At 58.4% G+C, this 20,688-nt stretch carries 16 protein-coding genes and 2 rRNA genes; 10 read left to right on the top strand and 8 right to left on the bottom strand.

The window, feature by feature from the left end; all coding sequences use genetic code 11:
• Positions 1 to 238: 238 nt before the first annotated feature.
• The 3 genes from IJL83_06305 to IJL83_06295 form a co-directional block, all read right to left on the bottom strand.
• Positions 239 to 1,399: a phosphoglycerate dehydrogenase gene (locus IJL83_06305; protein ID MBQ6553206.1), complete on the bottom strand. Its 1,161-nt coding sequence runs from the start codon at positions 1,397 to 1,399 to the stop codon at positions 239 to 241.
• On the bottom strand, positions 1,399 to 2,475 hold the full coding sequence (gene serC, locus IJL83_06300; GenBank protein ID MBQ6553205.1) for a 3-phosphoserine/phosphohydroxythreonine transaminase: 1,077 nt from the start codon (positions 2,473 to 2,475) through the stop codon (positions 1,399 to 1,401). The genes IJL83_06305 and serC overlap by 1 nt, the downstream gene beginning before the upstream one ends.
• Before the next feature lie 64 nt (positions 2,476 to 2,539).
• The gene (locus IJL83_06295) at positions 2,540 to 3,790 is read right to left on the bottom strand and encodes a serine hydroxymethyltransferase (protein ID MBQ6553204.1); all 1,251 of its coding nucleotides are present in this window, start codon (positions 3,788 to 3,790) and stop codon (positions 2,540 to 2,542) included.
• Positions 3,791 to 3,918: 128 nt separating this feature from the next.
• Here IJL83_06295 and nth point away from each other — a divergent pair, with 128 nt between their 5' ends.
• Both nth and IJL83_06285 read left to right on the top strand, forming a co-directional pair.
• Positions 3,919 to 4,545, top strand: coding sequence for an endonuclease III (gene nth, locus IJL83_06290; GenBank protein ID MBQ6553203.1), 627 nt, complete (start codon positions 3,919 to 3,921; stop codon positions 4,543 to 4,545).
• An 11-nt stretch (positions 4,546 to 4,556) separates the two neighbouring features.
• Positions 4,557 to 6,281 carry an ABC transporter ATP-binding protein gene (locus IJL83_06285; GenBank protein MBQ6553202.1) on the top strand — a complete coding sequence of 575 codons (1,725 nt, stop codon included), beginning with the start codon at positions 4,557 to 4,559 and terminating at the stop codon, positions 6,279 to 6,281.
• Here the strand turns inward: IJL83_06285 and nrdG are convergent.
• On the bottom strand, positions 6,278 to 6,790 hold the full coding sequence (gene nrdG / locus IJL83_06280; GenBank protein ID MBQ6553201.1) for an anaerobic ribonucleoside-triphosphate reductase activating protein: 513 nt from the start codon (positions 6,788 to 6,790) through the stop codon (positions 6,278 to 6,280). The genes IJL83_06285 and nrdG overlap by 4 nt on opposite strands.
• Positions 6,791 to 6,957: 167 nt before the next feature.
• Between nrdG and IJL83_06275 the strand changes: the two genes are divergently transcribed.
• Together IJL83_06275 and mgtE are read left to right on the top strand one after the other, a co-directional pair.
• Positions 6,958 to 7,827, top strand: coding sequence for a peptidylprolyl isomerase (locus tag IJL83_06275; GenBank protein ID MBQ6553200.1), 870 nt, complete (start codon positions 6,958 to 6,960; stop codon positions 7,825 to 7,827).
• A 128-nt stretch (positions 7,828 to 7,955) separates the two neighbouring features.
• On the top strand, positions 7,956 to 9,320 hold the full coding sequence (mgtE, locus tag IJL83_06270; GenBank protein MBQ6553199.1) for a magnesium transporter: 1,365 nt from the start codon (positions 7,956 to 7,958) through the stop codon (positions 9,318 to 9,320).
• 78 nt (positions 9,321 to 9,398) lie between these two features.
• Here mgtE and IJL83_06265 read toward each other — a convergent pair whose 3' ends face one another.
• Positions 9,399 to 10,268, bottom strand: a complete 870-nt coding sequence (locus IJL83_06265) for a UTP--glucose-1-phosphate uridylyltransferase (protein ID MBQ6553198.1) — start codon at positions 10,266 to 10,268, stop codon at positions 9,399 to 9,401.
• A gap of 177 nt (positions 10,269 to 10,445) precedes the next feature.
• Here IJL83_06265 and IJL83_06260 point away from each other — a divergent pair, with 177 nt between their 5' ends.
• The 6 genes from IJL83_06260 (at position 10,446) to IJL83_06235 (ending at position 19,047) form a co-directional block, all read left to right on the top strand.
• On the top strand, positions 10,446 to 11,960 hold the full coding sequence (locus IJL83_06260) for a DUF853 family protein (protein MBQ6553197.1): 1,515 nt from the start codon (positions 10,446 to 10,448) through the stop codon (positions 11,958 to 11,960).
• A gap of 86 nt (positions 11,961 to 12,046) precedes the next feature.
• The gene (locus IJL83_06255) at positions 12,047 to 13,171 is read left to right on the top strand and encodes a cysteine desulfurase (protein ID MBQ6553196.1); all 1,125 of its coding nucleotides are present in this window, start codon (positions 12,047 to 12,049) and stop codon (positions 13,169 to 13,171) included.
• A gap of 18 nt (positions 13,172 to 13,189) precedes the next feature.
• A complete protein-coding gene (gene thiI / locus IJL83_06250; GenBank protein MBQ6553195.1) occupies positions 13,190 to 14,359 on the top strand; it encodes a tRNA 4-thiouridine(8) synthase ThiI in 1,170 nt (389 codons plus the stop codon).
• Between the two features lie 11 nt (positions 14,360 to 14,370).
• Positions 14,371 to 16,605 carry a competence/damage-inducible protein A gene (locus IJL83_06245; GenBank protein ID MBQ6553194.1) on the top strand — a complete coding sequence of 745 codons (2,235 nt, stop codon included), beginning with the start codon at positions 14,371 to 14,373 and terminating at the stop codon, positions 16,603 to 16,605.
• 29 nt (positions 16,606 to 16,634) lie between these two features.
• Entirely contained in the window at positions 16,635 to 17,495 is an 861-nt protein-coding gene (locus IJL83_06240) for a class B sortase (GenBank protein MBQ6553193.1), read from the top strand.
• A gap of 154 nt (positions 17,496 to 17,649) precedes the next feature.
• Positions 17,650 to 19,047 carry an extracellular solute-binding protein gene (locus IJL83_06235; protein ID MBQ6553192.1) on the top strand — a complete coding sequence of 466 codons (1,398 nt, stop codon included), beginning with the start codon at positions 17,650 to 17,652 and terminating at the stop codon, positions 19,045 to 19,047.
• 87 nt (positions 19,048 to 19,134) lie between these two features.
• Here IJL83_06235 and IJL83_06230 read toward each other — a convergent pair whose 3' ends face one another.
• The 3 genes from IJL83_06230 to IJL83_06220 all read right to left on the bottom strand — a co-directional run.
• Complete coding sequence (locus IJL83_06230; GenBank protein ID MBQ6553191.1) at positions 19,135 to 20,235, bottom strand: SGNH/GDSL hydrolase family protein; 1,101 nt, start codon at positions 20,233 to 20,235, stop codon at positions 19,135 to 19,137.
• A 146-nt stretch (positions 20,236 to 20,381) separates the two neighbouring features.
• A 5S ribosomal RNA gene (gene rrf, locus IJL83_06225) occupies positions 20,382 to 20,497 on the bottom strand.
• 85 nt (positions 20,498 to 20,582) lie between these two features.
• Positions 20,583 to 20,688, bottom strand: a 23S ribosomal RNA gene (locus IJL83_06220); the annotation flags it as partial.

The following is a 20,688-nucleotide window of genomic DNA, read 5'->3' as shown; positions in this document are numbered from 1 at the left end:
CTTTTTAAGATGCGGAGCAGTTTTGAACGAGATGTTTATCGTTCAGGCAAAACAACAAAACAGCGGTCATACTTGATGTATGGCCGCTGTTTTTTGTGAAGCATGGGCGGGAAACAGCCGTTCAAAACCCGACTTATCCCTGATTTGCGCGCCCTTTGCACAGGGGAGCCGTCAACGTTTCCGCTTTGCTTGGGGGATCCCTCGGGCTTCGCCCTCGGGATGACAGCGGTTTCGGCGCTTATTTTATCACTCTTACTCTCACGATCTGGGGTATGTCCTTTATCGCGGCGATAACATCGTCATCGATCTCGGAAACGACGTCGAGAATCGTATAAGCGATATCGCCGCGCGACATATTCGACATATGCTCGATGTTGATACCCTTCGCCGCAACGGTTGAGGATATCTGTGAGATGATGCTCGGAACGTTCGCGTGGATGAGGCAGACGCGGGTGCCCTCGCCTCTCGGGACGTTCACCGTCGGGAAGTTGACGGAGTTCTTGATGTTGCCGTCCTCGAGGTAGTCGCGCAGCTCCGCCGCCGCCATGATGGCGCAGTTCTCCTCGCTCTCCGGAGTGGAGGCGCCCAGGTGCGGGATCGCGACGACGTTCTTGACGCCGATGAGGCCCGCCGGGAAGTCGGTCACGTAGGAGGCGACCTTGCCACTCTCCAGCGCCGCCTTCATATCCGCGCTGTTGACCAGTCCGCCGCGGGCGAAGTTAAGGATGCGGACGCCGTCCTTCATCTTCGCGATGCTCTCGGCGTTGATCATGCCCTTGGTGCTGTCGTTCTGCGGGACGTGGATGGTGATATAGTCGCAGGTGGCGAAGATCTCGTCGTTGCTCGCCGCCTTCTCTATCTTGCGGGAAAGTCCCCACGCGGCGTTGACCGAAAGGTAGGGGTCGTAGCCGCAGACCTGCATGCCGAGGTCGTGGGCGACGTTCGCGACCATGACGCCGATCGCGCCGAGGCCGATGACGCCGAGCTTTTTGCCGTAGACTTCGGGGCCGACGAAGTTGCTCTTTCCCTTCTCGATGACGGCTTCGGTCTCGTCGTTGTTCTCAAGCGTGTTCGCCCAGGAGATGCTCTCGGAGATCTTTCTGGAGGCGAGCAGCAGGCCGGCGACGACCAGCTCCTTGACGGCGTTCGCGTTCGCGCCGGGGGTGTTGAAGACGACTATGCCCTGCTTCGTGCAGCGGTCGATCGGGATGTTGTTGACGCCGGCGCCCGCGCGGGCGATGCACTTGCAGTCCGCCGGGAACTCCGTTTCGTGCAGCTTCGCGGAGCGCACGAGGACGGCGTCGTAGTTCTCGAGCTCTTCGCCGAGGACGTACTTATCGGGCGTCAGCGAGCTGACGCCGGTCTTGGATATCTTGTTGAAAAGCTTGACGTTGAACATTATTTGTTTTCCTCCTCAAACTTCTTCATGTAGGCGGCGAGCTTCTCGCAGCCCTCGACGGGCATCGCGTTGTAGATCGAAGCGCGCATGCCGCCGACGAGGCGGTGCCCCTTGAGGTTCACGAGGCCTTCGGCCGCCGCGCCCGCGACGAACTTCGCGTCGAGGTTCGCGTCGCCGGTGGCGAAGGTGACGTTCATAATGGAGCGGTCTTCCTTTGCCGCCTTCGGGATGAACAGCGCGGAGTTGTCCAGCACGTCGTAGATCATCGCGGCCTTCTTCTCGTTGATCTTCTTCATCTCGGCGAGGCCGCCCTTGGACTTGATCCATTCGAGCACGAGCTTGCACATGTAGATGGAGTAGCACGGCGGGGTGTTATACATCGAGCCGGCGTCGACGTGGGTCTTGTAGTTCAGCATCGTCGGGACGGAGTCGGGCGCATTGCCGACGAGGTCTTCGCGCACGATGACGACGGTCAGGCCCGCGGGCGCCATGTTCTTCTGCGCGCCAGCGTAGATAAGGCCGTATTTGCTGACGTCGGTCGGCTCGCTCAGGATGCAGGAGGACATATCCGCGACCAGCGGGATGTCGCCCGTCTCGGGCAGCTTCTTGTAGTGAGTGCCGAAGATGGTGTTGTTCTGGCAGATGTGCAGGTAGTCGGCGTCAGGACGGATGCTGAACTCCTTCGGGATGTAGGAGAAGTTATCCGCTTCGCTCGAAGACGCGGCGACGGCGTCGCCGAACTTCTGCGCTTCTTTGAACGCCTTTTTCGCAAAGCTGCCGGTGACGCAGTAGTCGGCCTTGCCGTTCTTCGTCATCAGGTTCATCGGCACCATCGCGAACTGCGTGGACGCGCCGCCCTGCAGGAAGAGAACCTTGTAGTTCTCCGGGATGGCCATGACTTCGCGGAGGAGCGCTTCGCACTCGTCGAAGATGGAAATATATACCTTTGAGCGATGCGACATCTCGGCGACGGACATTCCGCTGCCCTTATAGTCCAGCATCTCTGCCGCCGCGGTCTTCAGGACTTCCTCCGGAAGCATGGACGGACCCGCCGAAAAGTTGAATACTCTGCTCATAGTGATCGCTTCTTTCTGAAAATATATTTTGCGCACGCGGTGCGCGTTTTGACTGTTTCGCCGCTTATTCGTAAAGCGGATACTTCGCCGTCAGAGCGGCGACGCGGCTTCTGATCTCGTCCGCCTTCGTTTCGTATTCGGCGGCGGTCAGGTAGATAAGCTCCGCGATCTCGCGCATGTCGTCTTCCTTCATGCCGCGCGAGGTGGCGGCCGGAGTGCCGACGCGGATTCCGCTGGTCACGAAGTGGGATTCGGGATCGTTCGGGATCGCGTTTTTGTTCGCGGTGATATGTACGCTGTCGAGGCGCTTTTCCATATCCCTGCCGGTGATACGGAACGGGCGCAGGTCGATGAGCATAAGGTGGTTATCCGTTCCGCCGCTGACGAGGTCGAAGCCCTTTTCGATAAGGGCGGCGGCGAGCGCCTTCGCGTTCAGGATTATCTGGTGCTGGTACGCCTTGAATTCCGGCGTGAGCGCTTCTCCGAGGCAGACGGCCTTCGCCGCGATTATGTGCATGAGCGGGCCGCCCTGCGTGCCGGGGAATATCGCCTTGTCGATCGCTTTCGCGAGCTCTTCCCTGCACATTATCATGCCGCCGCGGGGTCCGCGGAGCGTCTTGTGAGTGGTGGTGGTGACAACGTCGCAGTACGGAACGGGGCTCTCGTGTTCGCCCGCAGCGACGAGTCCGGCTATGTGCGCGATATCCGCCATAAGATACGCGCCGACTTCGTCCGCGATGCGTCTGAATTCCGCGAAGTCTATCTTCCGCGGATACGCGGAGGCGCCGCAGACGATGAGCTTCGGCTTGTGCTCGTGCGCGAGGCGGCGGACCTCGTCATAGTCTATGTAATGCGTGACGGGGTCGACGCCGTAGGAAACTACGTTATAATATTTGCCGCTGATGTTGACGGGCGAACCGTGCGAAAGGTGTCCTCCGTGGTCGAGACTCATGCCGAGGATGGTGTCGCCCGGCTCGAGCAGCGCGAAGTAGACGGTGGTGTTCGCCGTCGCGCCGCAGTGCGGCTGGACGTTGACGTGGTCGCAGCCGAAAACCTTTTTGGCGCGCTCGATCGCGAGATTCTCGACAACGTCAACCTTCTCGCAGCCGCCGTAGTAGCGCTTCGCGGGATAGCCCTCCGCGTACTTGTTGGTGAGCTCCGTGCCCATCGCGGCAAGGACCGCTTCCGAAACGAAGTTTTCCGAAGCGATAAGCTCGATGTTTTCTCTCTGTCTGTCGAGCTCGGCGGCCATCGCGGCGCCGACCTCGTGATCGTACTTCTCAACAAATCCGATGGAGTCAAACTTCCTGCTCATTTTACTTTCCCGCTTTCATCCGCTAAAATTTATGCTATTATAATTATACTGCCGGCGAATTCGAATTTCAAGAAAAAAATAATTGCTTTTTATGCCGAATTTTATTATTATAAATACGGGTGGTTTGTATGAATAAACGAAACGGCAAAAGAATAACCGAGCTGCTCAAGGCGGAATACCCCGACGCGGAGTGCTCCCTCGAATACGAAAAGGACTACGAGCTGCTTATTTCCACGCGGCTCGCGGCGCAGTGCACCGACGCGCGCGTGAACATTGTCACGCCCGCGCTTTTCGCGCGCTACACGTCGCCGCAGGCGTTCGCGGAGGCGGACGTTCACGAGCTCGAGGGGTATATCGAGTCCTGCGGGCTTTACAAGACGAAGGCGGTGGATATAATCGAGATGTGCCGCCGGCTCGTCGAGGTCTACGGCGGGAAGGTGCCGGATAACATGGACGACCTGCTGACGCTCCGCGGCGTCGGAAGAAAGACCGCCAACCTGATCCTCGGCGACGTCTACGGCAAGCCCGCCGTCGTCACGGACACGCACTGCATACGCATCTCCAACCGCCTCGGACTCGCGGACTCCAAGGATCCGCGCAAGGTCGAGGACGCGCTCCGCGAAGCGATAGCGCCCGAGGAGCAGAACAACTTCTGTCACCGCCTCGTGCTGCACGGCAGAGCCGTCTGCACCGCGAGAAGCCCGAAGTGCGAAGCGTGTGTACTCGCAACTGTTTGCAAGAAACGCGGAGTATAAGGGGGCTTCTTTTGAAATACATCATCAAGCTTTTCAAAATGACAAAGCCGTGGAGGAAATATCTCATTCTCGCTGTCATCGGTCTGCTCGGAGCCACGGCGATAAACCTCTACACGCCGCTCATCACAAAGCGCGTTATACACTATATAGAGCTCGGACTGAACGACGATATCATCGTCACCATAGTCAAGTGGTGCATGATGCTGCTGATGTTCTATCTGCTGCGCGCGTTTATGAAGTTTCTCAATCAGTATTACGGGCATAAAGCGTCGTGGAACCTCGTCGCCCACGTGCGTACCATACTCTACGCGCACTACCAGAAGCTCTCGATGCGCTATTTTCACGACAAGCAGACCGGCGGACTGATGGCGCGCGTTGTCAGCGATACGTCGACGTTCGAGACCCTTTTCGCGCATGCGATACCCGATATCATTTCGTATATCATCACGTTCGTCGGCGTCTTCGTAATACTGCTGACGATAAATCCGGTGCTTACGCTTTACACCTGCATTCCCCTGCCCTTCGTAGGCGTTTCTTCGTTTATCCTGCGCCGGATGCGCCGTTATTTCCGCAAGGGACAGGAAATGAATTCCGAGCTGAGCGCACAGCTGCAGGACAACTTCTCCGGTATGAAGGAGATACAGATTTTCAACAAGCAGGAGCAGGAGCTCGAAAACATCCGCGGCAAGTCGCAGGCCCACGCGAACGCGCTGATACGCGCGCTTTTCAATTCCGCGGTCATGCACCCCATAGTCGAACTGCTCACCTCGCTCGGAACGATAATCGTACTTATCCTCGGCTCGATATACGCTTACAGGTCCGGCCTCGAAATATCGGAGCTTGTCACGTTCATACTCTATCTGGCGCAGTTTTACGCGCCGGTCGCGGGCTTCGCCCGCATCCTTGAAGATCTGCAGCACGGAATCGCCGGCGCGGAGCGCGTTTTCGAGGTGCTTGAGACCGAGCCGGAGATCAAGGATTCGCCCGACGCCGTGGACGTCGGAAGACTCACCGGAGAAATCAGCTTCAATCACGTTTCATTCTCGTATTACGACGAGATCCCCGTCCTGACCGACGTTTCATTCACCGCGAAGGCCGGCGAAATGCTCGCGATCGTCGGCGCGACCGGCGAGGGCAAAACGACCATGTCGTCGCTCATCGCGAGGTTTTACGACCCCAAAGAGGGCTCCGTCACCATGGACGGCATCGACCTGCGCGATATGAAGCTCGATTCGCTGCGCGACAATCTGAGCTACGTGCTTCAGGACGTTTTTCTATTCAACGGCACCGTGCGCGAAAACATCGCATATGCGGCGAACGGCGTTACCGATGACCAAATCGTCGAAGCCGCCAAGACCGCGTGCATACACAACTTCATAACGTCGCTTCCGGACGGCTACGACACCCAGATAGGCGAGCGCGGAACACGTCTTTCCGGCGGTCAGAAACAGCGCATCGCGATCGCGAGAGCGATACTGCGCGATTCGCCGATACTCGTGCTCGACGAAGCGACGAGCGCCGTCGACACCGAGACGGAGAGCAACATACAGCGCGCGATATCCAACATTGCCGGAACGCGCACCATCATAGTCATCGCGCACCGTCTCTCGACAATAAAGAAAGCAAACAAAATACTCGTCCTGAGCGGCGGACGCCTTGCGGAATCCGGCACTCACGACGAGCTTCTGGCTGAAAAAGGCATATATTACAATCTCTGCAACGATCAGAAGGTTTAGTCTCTGTATTCCTCCGCCCAGACGGCCTTGCCTTCAGCGAGGGATTTCTTCATGTCGAGGATGCGCTGGTTCTCGCTGCCGCGGTAGAGAAGCTCGAGCGAGCGTTCCGCGAGGATGAACGGGCCGTCGACAAGGAAGTCGCACTCGCGCAGCAGCGCCGCGACGTCGGCGTCGGTCTCCGCGACCTTCATTATCTCCTCGAAGGTGTAGCCGGTGAAGGCGAAGACGTCCAGCCCCTTCGCGTGCGCCGCCTTCGCGAGCTCGAGGCAGGGCTTCGGCTGATAGAACGGGTCGCCGCCGGAAAGGGTTATCCCCTTCAGAAGAGGGTTTTTATCCCACATCGCGATTATGTCCGCGGTGTCGTACTCCGTGCCGCCGTCCATCGCCCAGCTTTCCGGATTATGACAGCCCTTGCAGTGATGCAGGCACCCCTGAGTGAATATGCCGCAGCGGAAGCCCGGCCCGTCGGTTATAGAGTCCGGCACTATGCCGAATATTCTGATTTTCATACTCATCCCCCGCTTCCGCGAACTGTTCTTACAATATGATTTTATCACCCTATGCGAAGGGTGTCAATACGGCGCAAACTAATTATGAATTTTTTGTTGAATTATTCGGCAAAGCGTGTTATAATCCTCTTATTAAAATTACTCTGAACGGAGTTGGTGTCTGCCCGATGGGTAAAAGCGAAGACAAAGCCAAGTATAAGCAGAACAAAAAAGGTACCGCGCTGATGATAATCGGAATCGCGGTCATCGTGCTTCTCATAGTGTTCATTTTCTTCGGCACGGCGATCTCTGACTTCGTCAGAAACGTCTTCTCTAAGGGCTCCGACGACGCCTCCTCCGGCGGCGAAACGATCTCCTCGAGCGCCGTCGACAGCGGCGAAACGAACGACTCCGGCGACGAAACCGACAGCGGAGACCGCGCCGGCTATCCGGATGACGAAACGCAGCTTTCGCCCGACTATCAGCTCGCCGCGCCTAAATCGGGCGACGATATCGCGATAATCAACACCTCGCTCGGCACGATGAAGTTCAAACTCTTCCCGGAAAACGCGCCCAAGGCGGTCGCAAACTTCTCCGCGAAGGCGAAGGACGGCTACTATAACGGCATGTCTTTCCTCTATCTCTACGAGGACGTTCTGCAGTCAGACGGCAATATGGACACCATCTACGGCGACGGCTTCGAGAAGGAGCTGTCGATAAACCTGCACAACTACCTCGGCGCACTCGGTGTCTGCAACTCCGGCGACAAGAACTCCAACCAGTTCTACATCGTCACCGTCAACAAGGTCGCGGACGACATTCTCGAAGCGATGAGCGGCGAGAAGGCGCAGTCGCTCAATCTCGGCTTCACGCCCGACGTTATAGCGAAATACGGCTCCATCGGCGGCGACCCGACGCTCGACGGACAGTTCACCATCTTCGGCCAGATCTATGAAGGCGCCGAAGTCATCGACGCGATAAACACCGTTCAGGTAGACGAGAATTACAAGCCGCTTAATGATATAACCATCACGTCCGTGGAAATCGGCAAATATTGATACCGTGATCAACGGTCCCACCGCGCCCGAAGGGCTTTTGACCCTCCGCCGACACGGCGGAGGGTTTTTGTCCCTCAAAAAAACAAAAACAAGGAGGTAAGGCAATGGAAGAGCTGGAGCTCGAAAATATGGCGGAAGAAATATCCGCGCTGCTTGAAGAAAAGGACATACCAAAGCTCAAACAGGTGCTTACCCCCATGAACCCCGCGGACATCGCGGTCATATTCAAAGAAGTCGACGAAGCGAAGCTCCCCTTCCTCTACCGCATACTGCCGAAGGAGCTCGCCGCGGAGGTCTTCGTCGAGATGGACGGCGATCAGCAGGAGCTGCTGATACGCGCCTTCTCCGACCGCGAGCTTCACGAAATGCTCGACGAGCTCTATATGGACGACACCGTCGACCTTATCGAAGAGATGCCCGCGAACGTCGTCACGAGGATACTCAAAAACTGCGACGCCAAGACGCGCCAGACGATAAACGAGATCCTGAAATACCCGAAGGACAGCGCGGGCGCGCTGATGACCATCGAGTTCGTCTCGCTCATTGAGGGAATGACCGTCGAGCAGGCGTTCGAGCGCATAAAGCGCACCGGCATAGACAAGGAAACGATCTACACCTGCTACGTTACCGACCGCGCGCGCAAGCTGAAGGGCGTCGTTACCGCGAAGGACCTGATGCTCGCGGACAGCGGCACGATCGTAGACGACATTATGGAGACTAACGTCATATCCGTCGACACCGTCGAGGATAAGGAAGTCGTCGCCAAACAGTTCCAGAAATACGACCTGCTCGCGCTTCCCGTAGTCGACGGCGAACAGCGGCTCGTCGGCATAATCACCGTCGACGACGCCATCGACGTCATGGAAGAAGAGGCCACCGAAGACATTTCGAAGATGGCGGCCGTTAACCCGCTTGAAGACACCTATTTCAAGACCTCCGTCTTCAAGCACGCGCGCAACCGCTTCCTCTGGCTCTTCGTCCTTATGCTTTCCGCCACGGTGACGGGACTGATAATCCAGCATTACGAAGCGGCGATCGCCGCGATACCCGCGCTCGTCGCCTTCATCCCGACGCTTATGGACACCGGCGGCAACTGCGGTTCGCAGGCCAGCGCGATGATAATCCGCGGCCTCGCGGTCGGCGAGATCAAAACGAGCGACTACTTCAAAGCCGTGTGGAAGGAGCTGCGTATAGCGCTGCTCGTCGGGCTTTCGCTCTCCGCGGTGAACACGGTCAGAGTCTTCATCATGTACGGCTCGAGCATCGGCGAACAGAACATCCCGACCTATATGTTCGCGATAGTCACCGCCTGCGCGATGCTCGTGACGATAACGACGGCGAAGTTCCTCGGCTGCTCGATGCCGATACTTGCCAGCAAGATCAAGATAGACCCCGCGCTGATGGCTTCGCCGATGATAACGACGATAGTAGACGCCGTCTCCGTCCTCGCCTACTTCATGATCGTGACGACCATTCTCAGCGCGTACTTCTGATAACGGCGTAATAACGGATATTGAAATAAGAGCCCGCCTTCCGATTCGGAAGGCGGGCTCGTTTTTTATCCGCTGTTTTCAGTTCACTTTTTCTTCAAGAAATCTTCTGAAGTCCGCGCCTATCTCGGGATGCGCGAGCGCGGCTTCGACTACCGCTTCGGCGTAGGAAAGCTTGCTGCCGACGTCGTAGCGCCTGCCCTCGTACTCGACGGCGATCATCCCTTCGCGCCGCGCGAGCGTCCCCATCGCGTCGGTGAGCTGGCGTTCGCCGTTGACTCCGGGGGGAGTCTGCGCGAGAATGCCGAATATCTCCGGCGGCAGCACGCATCTGCCGAGGACGGCGAATTCGGAGAGTATCTGTTCCGGCCGCGGCTTCTCGATCATATCGCTGACGGCGTATTCCCTTTCGTCAAGCGGCGCGACGGCGAGGGTGCAGTATTTGACTATGTCTTCGCGCGGTACCCTGCCGACTCCGACGACGCCTTTGCCGTACCGCTCAAACGCCGCGATAAGCTGCGCGGTAACGGGCGTTTCGCTGACTATCACGTCGTCGCCGTAAAGGACGGCGACCGGCTCGCCCGCGGCGAAATCCTCCGCGCAGAGCACCGCGCTGCCGAGTCCGCGCACGCCCTCCGGCTGCTTGACGAAACTTATCTTCGCGAGCCGCGAAAGCTTCCTTATCTGCTCCGCGAGGTCGGGGTGTTTTTTCTCTATAGCGTCCGCGAGTTCAGGCGCGGGCGAAAAGTGGTCTATTATCGAATACTTGTGTTCGCCGATTATTATCAGTATCTCCTCGATGCCGGAGGCGGCGGCCTCCTCGGCGATGAACTGTATCGCGGGCTTGTCCACCAGCGGAAGCATTTCCTTGGGCATCGCCTTCGTCGCGGGAAGCATACGCGTTCCGTAGCCGGCGGCGGGTATGACGGCTTTTCTGACTTTCAACTGCATTACTCCCTTTTCGGAATCGTTACGTTTATATATTACCACATTTCCCTTACCTTTTCAAACATTACTTGAAAAATACGCAATTATAATCGTTGACGTATTGAAATATGCGTGAATATATGTTATTATGTATCTGTATTATTATAAAAAAATTATATGCGGGAGGAATCACCTATGTATATGAACGACAACGAAAAGATCTGGCTCGCCACCGGCGGCGAACGCGTTTATCTCGAGCCGTCCATGGCGAACCGCCACGGGCTCATCGCCGGCGCGACCGGCACCGGCAAGACCGTGACACTCAAGGTCATAGCGGAATCGTTCTCGGAAATGGGCGTGCCTACGTTCATCGCCGACATCAAAGGCGACGTTTCCGGCATGTGCTGCGAGGGCTGCGAAAACAAGCACATCCGCCGCAGTATAGACACGATGGGTATAGAGAACTTCACCTATACTCCCTTCCCCGTAAGATTCTTCGACGTCTACGCGCAGCAGGGCCATCCAGTGCGCACGACGATAACCGATATGGGCCCCGTGCTTCTCGCCCGTCTGCTCGGACTGAACGAGACACAGACCGGCGTTCTGCGCATCATATTCCGCATTGCCGACGACAAGCAGCTGCTCCTGCTCGACTTAAAGGACCTGCGCAGCATGGTCCAGCACGTCGGCGACCACGCCAACGAATACAAGCTGCAGTACGGCAACGTTTCCGCGCAGACGGTCGGAACGATCCAGCGCGCGCTGCTCGCGCTTGAGGACGAGGGCGGCAACATCTTCTTCGGCGAGCCGGCGCTCGATCTCGCCGACTGGTTCGACTGGGACGAGGACGGCCGCGGCGTTATGAACATTCTGGAATGCCAGACGCTGTTCCAGCATCCGCTGCTCTACGGCACCTTCCTTCTCTGGATGCTTTCCGAGCTTTACGAAATGCTCCCCGAGGCGGGCGATCTCGACAAGCCGAAGATCGCATTCTTCTTCGACGAAGCGCACCTGCTCTTCAACGACGCGCCGAAGGCGCTGCTCGAAAAGGTCGAGCAGGTCGTCCGGCTCATTCGCTCGAAGGGCGTCAGCGTCTGGTTCATCACGCAGAACCCCTCGGATATACCCGAGAGCGTCCTCTCGCAGATAGGCAACCGCGTTCAGCACGCGCTCCGCGCCTACACCCCCAACGAGCAGAAGGCGCTGCGCTACGCCGCGAAGTCCTTCCGTGTCAACCCCGAATTCGACACCGAAACGGTGCTCCAGGAGCTCGCCACCGGCGAAGCGCTCGTTTCCGTGCTCGACCCGAAGGGCGTGCCCGGCATAGTCCAGCGCGCGAACATACTGCCTCCGCGCAGCTCGATGAGCGCCGCTTCTGACGAGGAGATCCGGCACGCGATATTCGTCAGCCCGCTTCGCGATAAATACAGCGAAGTCGTCGACCGCGAATCCGCTTACGAACTGATCGAGGAGCAGCGCGAAGAGGAGGAAGCCGCGCGCGCGGAAGCCGAAGCGAAGGAACAGGCGGAAAAAGAGGCCGCCGCGAAAGCGAAGGAGAAAGAAAAGAAGGCGAAGGAGGCCGCCAAGAAAACCTCGAAAGCGGCGAGAAAGACCACCGCCATCCTCTCGAAGACCGCAAGCTCCACCGCCAACACAATCGGGCGCGAGCTCGGCAAGAGCATCATCCGCGGCCTTTTCGGAACCTGGAAGAAATAATCAACGCGTCCTTTTCGCTTGAATATTGCCGCCGCGTATGCGCGATAATACGTATTGAAAGCGCAACGGAATAATTACGGAGTTATATGATCTATCTTGACTACACCGCGTCGACGCCCGTCACCGCCGACGTTGAGGAAATCTATATAATGGCGCTGCGCGAATGCTACGCGAACCCTTCGAGCGTACACTCCGCCGGAGTCGCCGCCGCGAAACGGCTCGCGGAGGCGCGCGAGCTGCTCGCCAAGAGCGTCGGCTGTTCCGCAGAGGAGGTATACTTCACCTCCGGCGGAAGCGAAAGCAACAACGCCGCTATCTTCGGCGCCGCCCGCGCTCTGAAGCGGCGCGGCAGTCACATCGTTTCGTCCCTCGCGGAGCACGACTCCGTGAAGGCGCCTCTTCGCGCGCTCGAAAAGGAGGGCTTCGAGGTCACCTTCGTAGCGCCCGAGCGCGACGGCTCGACCGACGTAGCGAAGATACGCGCCGCGGTGCGCCCCGAAACGATACTCGTTTCACTCGCCGCGGTCAACAACGAGACCGGCGCGGTCAACGACATCCCCGCGCTGCGCGCCGCGCTTTCCGCGACTCCCGCGCTGCTGCACTCCGACTGCGTCCAGCTCATCGGCAAGGCGCGGCACACGCAGACGGTGCGCGCCGCCGATCTCGTTTCGCTCTGCAGTCACAAGCTTTTCGCGCCCAAGGGCTCGGGCGCGCTGATAATCCGCGGCCACGCGAGGCCGGAGCCGCTGATACTCGGCGGCGGTCAGGAGCGAGGGATGCGCTCCGGCACCGAAAACCTGCCCGCGATAATCGCCTTCGCGGACGCGGCGGCGCAGCTTGTCGCCTCAATGCCGGATTCCCTGCCGAAGGTCACGGCGCTGAACGCGCGTCTGCGCGAAGGGCTCTCCGCTCTCGGCGGAGTTGAGTTCATCTCCGGCGAAAGCGCCGTGCCGCACATTCTCTCCTTCGCCGTCGTCGGCATCCCCTCCGAGACGCTGGTCAACTACCTTTCCGGCGAGGGCATCTTCATCTCCGCCGGCAGCGCCTGCAAGAAGGGACGCAAGAGCGAGGCGCTCGCCTCGACCGGACTTCCGGAAAAGGTGCTCGCCTCCGCGGTGCGCGTTTCGCTTTCGTTTTTGACGACGGAGCGCGAGGTCGACGCGCTGATAAAAGCGATCGCGTCGGCAAAACAGAATATACTTCACAAATAACGCGAACGAAGTGAAACTATGAAAGAACTGATCATCTTAAAAATGGGCGAGGTCGTGCTCAAAGGGCTCAACCGGGACAGCTTTGAGAACACCCTGCTGAAAAATATGCGCCGCCGGCTCGAAGGCCTCGGCGAATTCGAGGTCTACCGCTCTCAGTCGACCGCGTACTGCGAACCGATGAGCGACAACTGCGACGTCGACGAAGCGTTCGAGCGGCTGAAAAAGGTCTTCGGCATCGTGACGCTCGCGCGCTGCGCCGTCGTCGAGAAGGATATGGCGAAGATACTCGAGGCGTCCGCCGGCTACCTCGCGCCGCAGCTGAACGCCGCGCGCACCTTCAAGGTCAACGCCAAGCGCTCGGACAAGGGCTTCCCGAAGAAGTCTCCCGAGATATGCGCCGACGTAGGCGAATACCTGCTTGAGAAGTTCCCGCATCTGAAGGTAGACGTGCTTCAGCCGCAGGTGACCGTCACCGTCGAGATACGCGATTTCGGCGCGTACATACACGCCGACGCCGTAAAGGGCGCGGGCGGACTCCCCGTCGGCACGAGCAAGAAGGCAATGCTGCTGCTCAGCGGCGGCATAGACAGCCCCGTCGCGGGGCATATGATCGCAAAGCGCGGAGTTTTCCTCTCCGCCGTTTACTTCGAGACGCCGCCCTACACAGGCGCGGCCGCGAAGGAAAAGGTCGTTTCGCTCGCGAAGATACTGAAGCCGTGGTGCGGCGCGATAAACCTTTTCACCGTTTCGCTCACGAAGGTGCAGGAGGCGCTCTACGCAAACTGCCGCGAAGAATATTTCACGCTGCTGCTCCGCCGCTTCATGATGCGCTGCGCCGCCGCGCTCGCGAAGCGCGAGGACTGCCTCGCCCTCGTAACCGGCGAAAGCGTCGGGCAGGTCGCGAGCCAGACGATCCCCGCGCTCGCCGTCACCAACGACGCCGCGGGAGAACTGCCCGTCCTGCGTCCGCTGATAGGGCTTGACAAAGAGGAGATCATCACGCGTTCGCGGCAGATAGGCGCATTCGACACCTCCATCCTCCCCTACGAAGACTGCTGCGCCATGTTCACGCCGAAGCATCCGAAGACGAATCCGTCCCTCGCGGACGTGCTTGAGGAAGAAAAGAAGATCGACGTCGCCGCCCTGACGGAAGAAGCGATGGCGACGCTCGAAAAGATACCGCTCTGAGAGGTGATAATATGAAATGTGAAATAATTACCGTCGGCACCGAGCTCCTTTACGGAGAGATAGTCAACACCAACGCGTCTTACCTCGCCAAGCGTTTGAAACGCCTCGGCGTCGAGGTGTCACGCCAGACGAGCATAAGCGACGACGTCACGCGCCTGAAAAACTGCCTGCGCGCCGCGCTCGAGCGCTCAGACCTCGTAATTACGACCGGCGGACTCGGCGGCACCGACGACGACGTCACGCGCGAAGCGGTCTCCGACCTGCTCGGGCTGCCGATGCAGCGCGATCCGGAGCTGCTCGAATCCATCAAAGAGTACTTCGCCGCCAAGGGCGACGAGGTCCCCGCCAGCGCGGAAAAGGAAGCCGACGTCATCGCCGGCGCGAAGGTACTCGCCAACGGCAAAGGGCTCGCCCCGGGGCAGTACGTCTCCGTCGGCGAGAAGGCGATACTGCTCCTCCCCGGCCCGCCCGCGGAGCTGCGCGACGTTTTCGAGAACGGCGCCGAGCGCGTCGTCGGCGGCGGAGGAAAGCACATCGTGACCGAAACGGTCAACGTCTTCGGCATACCCGAATCCGCGATGAACGACGTCATCAAGACGGTCGACTGCGGGAACGCCGGTATCGGCACCTACGCAAGAAACGGCGAACTGACCGCCGAGGTCACCGTCACCTCCGACTCCAAAGAAGAGGCGAAGACCTCCGCGAACGAGATTGCCGACCGCATCGAAGATGCTCTCGGCGAATACGCCTACGGCAGAAACGCCGCTTCCCTCGCGGAAGAGGTCGTGCGACTGCTGAAGGATAAGAAGCTGCGCGTGACGACCGCCGAATCCTGCACCGGCGGACTGATCGCCAAGCGAATCACGGATATCAACGGCTCCTCCGCCGTTTTCGAGCAGGGCGTCACCGCCTACTCGAACGACATAAAACGCTCCGCGCTGAGCGTACGCGGCAAGACGCTGAAAAAGTACGGCGCCGTCAGTCCGCAGACCGCCGCAGATATGGCGGCCGGCGCGCTCTTCACCTCAAAGGCAGACTACGCGATCTCCGTCACCGGCTGCGCCGGCGACGACGACCCTAACAAGGGACTCGTTTACGTCTGCCTCTACGACGGCGTCGACTGCTTCGTCCGCAAACTCTCACTGACCGACCCGCGCTACACCCGCTCCCGCATACGCGAGATCGCCGCGCTGCACGCATTCGATATGCTCCGCCGCCGGCTGACCGGTCTCCCCGTCGTCACGGAGCGCTGGCTCGCCGATGGCGATTCGGTAACGCCCGATATCAAGGTCGGTCCCTTCTACATCAAGCAGAAGAACGGCAAGGACGCCAAAAAGGGCTTCTTCCCGCGCCGTTACAAATTCGATCCTCGCCGCGGCAACGGCTTCAACTGGATGAACCTCCTGCGCGTCATCGCGTTCTGCATGGCGTTCGTCGTGCTGGTTGTCAGTTCGGCGTATATCCTCAACGACTTCATGGAGCGCCGCCGCAATATTCAGGCGTCCGAAAAGGCGCAGGATATGTATAACGACCCGCAGAAGTATATCGAGAACAACGACCCCGGCTTCATCTATACGGGTCCGGAAGATATCCTCGAGAACTTCCACGTGCTGTATATGCAGAATTCCGACATCGTCGGCTGGATCTCGATAAAGAAGAACAACGGCGCCGCGTTCATCGACTACCCTGTCGTGCAGTCGTCGGATAACGACCACTACCTGCGCCGTTCCTTCTTCGGCGACTACGCGACCGGCGGCACGATATTCATGGACTACCGCTGCAACGCCTCCATCTTCTCGAAGAATACCGTCGTCTACGGTCACAACATGAAGGACAACAGTATGTTCGCGCAGCTTCTGAAATACGGCAGCGCATCCTTCTATAACGCCGCGCCGATAATCGACTACTCAACGCTCTATAATGAGTACAAATTCAAGATATTCGCCGCGTTCTACACTACGACGGATTTCAACTATATCCAGGTATCCTTCTCCGACAGGAAGGAGTTCCTCGCCATCGTCTCCGAAGCGAAGGCGCGCTCCGTCATCAATACCAACGTCGACGTCGGAGTCGACGACACGATAATAACGCTCTCCACCTGCGCCTACATCGACGGCATCGAGGACGCGCGCTTCGTCGTTATGGGCAGACTCGTCCGCGACGGCGAATCCGCCGGCGGCTGCTGGGCGACCGATAACCCGAACGCGCTCGACATCAGGCAGGAGTACGTCCCCGCCGGAGCGTGATTTCGCGGGCATTGGCAGGAAGGCGGCAAATGAAACAGCGACTGTTAAAAACCGTCGCGCTGCTGCTCGCGCTCGGAACGGCGCTGGCGGCCGCGGCGTGCAAAAGCGGCGGCGAAGCATCTCCCGCTCCGCCGGAAAGCGTCTCCTCCGTCGCAGTAGAAGACGCCGGTTCACCGCGCTCGGTCGAGCTTGAGCCGATCGTCGACGACGACCTGCCCGCTGTTGCCTACGAGGGTCCGGACGGCGTACTCGACAACCTGCGCCTGCTGTATGCTTACAATCCGGACACGGTCGGATGGGTCACGATAACCAACAACGGCGGCGTTTCCTTCATCGACTACCCCGTCGTGCAGTCTTACGACAACAACTTCTACCTGCGCCGCTCCTTCTTCGGCGGCTACGCCTCCGGCGGAACGGTGTTTATGCACTACCGCTGCAACGCCGTCGACCTGTCGCAGAACACAGTTATTTTCGGCCACAATCTGAAGGATCACACCCTCTTTGCGCAGCTGCTTAAATACGCCGACGCGTCCTTCTATAATTCCGCGCCGGTAATAGAATTTTCCACGCTCTATAAGGAATACAGATTCAAGATATTCGCCGCGTTTTACACGACTATTCGGTTCGACTACATACGGCCGTCGTATTCCGCGAGCGGCTTTTCCGCCGTCGTAAACGAAGCGCTCGCGCGTTCAAGCATAAAGACGAACGTCGACGTCGCCGCCGACGATTCGATAATCACGCTCTCCACCTGCGCCTACGTCAGCGGAGTCGACGGCGCGCGCTTCGTCGTCATGGGGCGCCTCCTGCGCGAAGGCGAATCCTCCTCCGGCTGCTTTGCGAGCGACAACCCGAACGCGCTCGGCATAACGCAGAAATACCGCCCGTAGTCCACTCCGGAACCGCCGAAACACAAAAGTCCGACGGTTCCGCGTCGTCGGACTTTTTCAGTTTTTTCATACGTTTATTCTATTGACTTTACGTTTCGCAGGTGCTATTATATTTTATGTGGAGAAATCCAATTTCCCGATAGGAGGGCATATTATGAAAAACAAAGCGTTGAAAATCATCGCCTTGCTTCTCGCGCTCGGAATGGTCTTCGCCATGGCTGCCTGTAAGAGTCAGGGCAACGGCGGCGCATCTTCTTCCGGCAGCGGCGAGGGAGAAAAGCAGGGCAATACCGACGAAGCCGGACACATAGTCTGGTCGTCTTCCGTCGACCTCGGCTCTGTCGAAACCATCGTCGACGACTCCGGTGAGCCCTACGTCACGCCGACCTATAATTATCGCGACAAGACGGTCAGCTTTTTGAGCCACTGGAGCGCCGAGACCCCCGACTCCGTCCATATGATCGCCTATATGGAGAAGTACGGCGGACCTCAGATCAAGTTCCTCACCTATAACTACGGCGACTGCGGAATGAAGCTCCAGGCGATGGTCCTGGCGGAGAACGCCCCCGACGTCTACAAGCTTCGCGACCGCGACCTCATCACTCTGATGTTCTCGAACGTCTGGTCCGACATCACCGACAAGTTCGATTGGAACAACCGCAACTGGCGCGATCTGAAACAGTTCATGCCTTACGTCACCGTCGACGGCAAGGTCCTTGCCGCGCCCGAAGTAAACGCCAACACAATGATCTGGTTCAACAGGACCATATTCGAGGAATACGGCGTTGAAGACCCGCTCTCCCTCTGGAAGAAAAACCAGTGGACGAAGGATAACTTCGACAGCATCTGCCGCAAGCTGACTATCAAGGAAGGCGGCAACACCACGATATACGGTTTCGCCTTCGGACACACCTGGCTGCGTGAAGTCTTCGCGATGTTTGATACTAACTTCGCGAAATTCGACAACGGCAAGTACGTCAGCAACCTCGATGACCCCAAGCTCGCCGACGCTGTCAGCTACATCGCGCAGATGGGCGCCACCGAGAAGCTCTATTGCGATATGAGCAAGGCGAGCGCCTACTTTGCCTCCGGCAAAGCGGCGATGTACCTCTTCGGCAACTGGCTGACCATGTCCGAGCCGTTCCGCTCGATGGCCGCAAACGGCAAGATCGACTTCGTGCCGGTCCCCGACAACACCTCCACCGGCCTCGGTCCGAGACAGGACTACGTCATCGGCGGCCACGCGATACCCGTCGGCGCGAGAAACGTCAACGAGGCGAGAGCATTCATCGAGATCTTCAACTTCTACAAGCAGACGCCCGAACTCGACAAGACATCCACGCTCGCGCAGTGCGAGATCAACGGCTGGACCTACGAACAGTTCGAGCGCATGCGCACGCCGCGCTACTACAAGAACCAGTACACCTACAACGAGCTGCTCGAATGGGAGGAAATCCTCAACGGCGCGCTCAAGGGCGAAAGCTGGTATAAGATGCGCGAATCCTTCGGCCCGAAGCAGCAGCTTGTCATCGACTCGCTCTTCGGCAACTGATCTCTCCGATCAAAAAAGCCAATCCCGATCGGGATTGGCTTTTTTATTATGCTTTTATAAGGCCGTTTTTCACGCTCCGGAGCCGTTTCAGCTGACGAGCAGTCCCTTCATATCGAAGACGCCTTCGTCGCACCAGACGCGAATCTCATGCTCCCCTTCCGCGCCGTCGAAAACTCGGTAAAGCGCGGCGGAGCCGGCGTCGAGCGTTGTCTGCACGACAGGGGTTTTTTCGCCGCCGTCAACGCTGTAAGAGATCTTGTGCTTGTCGGTAGTGCCGCCGTCGTACATAAGGAAGATGCGGCTGCCCGCGACCCTGAACTTTATCGGTTCGCCCAAGCCCTCGCAGTGCCAGTATTTCCTGTATGCGAGCCAGAAGCGTTCCTCTTCGAACTTGTACGTGAAGCTGCCGGGCGATTCCGGCGTTATATCGTCGTACGTGTAGAGGCGCGCGTTCGCGTAGCGGTCGCTGATAAAAACGTCCTGAAGCGGCTTTTCTTCGTCCGTCATACCGTCGAGGTTATCGAGCACACTCTGCAGACGGTCGCACACGAGCGCGGCTATGATTGCGTGACCGCGGTCGTTGGGATGCACCCAGTCCTTCGCTATATCCGTCCAGACGATACGACCTGCTTCGATCTCCGGCTTCAGCGTGTTTAGCTGGCTGACCATCGGCAGTTCGTAGTGTTCGCCGACGGTGATCTCGGTCTCCTGCGTGTTGATATAGGCGTGATCCATGGTGAAGAGCAGCATCACTGCGGGGTTCGTGCGCCACGAAAGGATGCGGCGGCAGAGGTTCGAATACGCCTCGGTCTCCCAGTCGTCCGGATGGTCGTTGACGGCGAACTCCACGATGACGAAGTCGGGGTCGTACCGGAGCACGTCGCGTTCGACACGGTGGACGCCGAGGATGCTCTGCGTCCCGCCGATGCCGGCGTTGTGAAATTCGATCTGCGCCTTCGGGAAGGCGTCGCGCCACCAATCGCCGACGAGCGCGGCGTAGCTTGTTTTTTCATAATCGGAGGCGTAAGCGCCCTGCGTTATCGAGCCGCCGATGCAGGCGACGCAGATCCTGCCGCCTTCGCGCGCCTTTTTCATCACGCGAGCGAGACGGGCGGAATCGCCCGCCGAAACGAGCGAACGGTCAACGGCTTCGCGCGAGAGGCCGAGCGCGGAAAAGTCAATGGTCATATTATCACGTCCCAAAATAATTCTGTTTATATTATATCATATAAATCCGAAAAGGCAATATAAAATGCTTCTGCCGACGACGCGCCCCGGAATGCCGCATAATTTCGGATACAGCAAAAAACCACCTCGCGAAAGGTGGTTTTTCGTGTCGGCATTGACCTATTTTCCCGGGCCGTCGCCAGCCAAGTATTTTCGGCACTGATGAGCTTAACTTCCGTGTTCGGGATGGGAACGGGTGAACCTCAACGTCATTAACACCGACTATTCAGGATTTACACCCTGAAAACCGAATGACAAGGTAGCGTGAAGGAGAAAAGTGGGGGATGGGCAATGGTCCTTGACTAGCAAAGGACAAGCCCTCGACCTATTAGTATCGGTCAGCTGAACGTGTTACCACGCTTACACCTCCGACCTATCAACCTCGTGGTCTACAAGGGGTCTTACCAGCTTAAG

The sequence above is a fragment of the Clostridia bacterium genome (genome assembly GCA_017438525.1).
In the GTDB taxonomy this organism is placed as follows: Bacteria; Bacillota; Clostridia; order Oscillospirales; family RGIG8002; genus RGIG8002.
The sequence above is the reverse complement of the archived record's forward strand: the minus strand, read 5'-3'. Positions and strand labels throughout refer to the sequence as shown.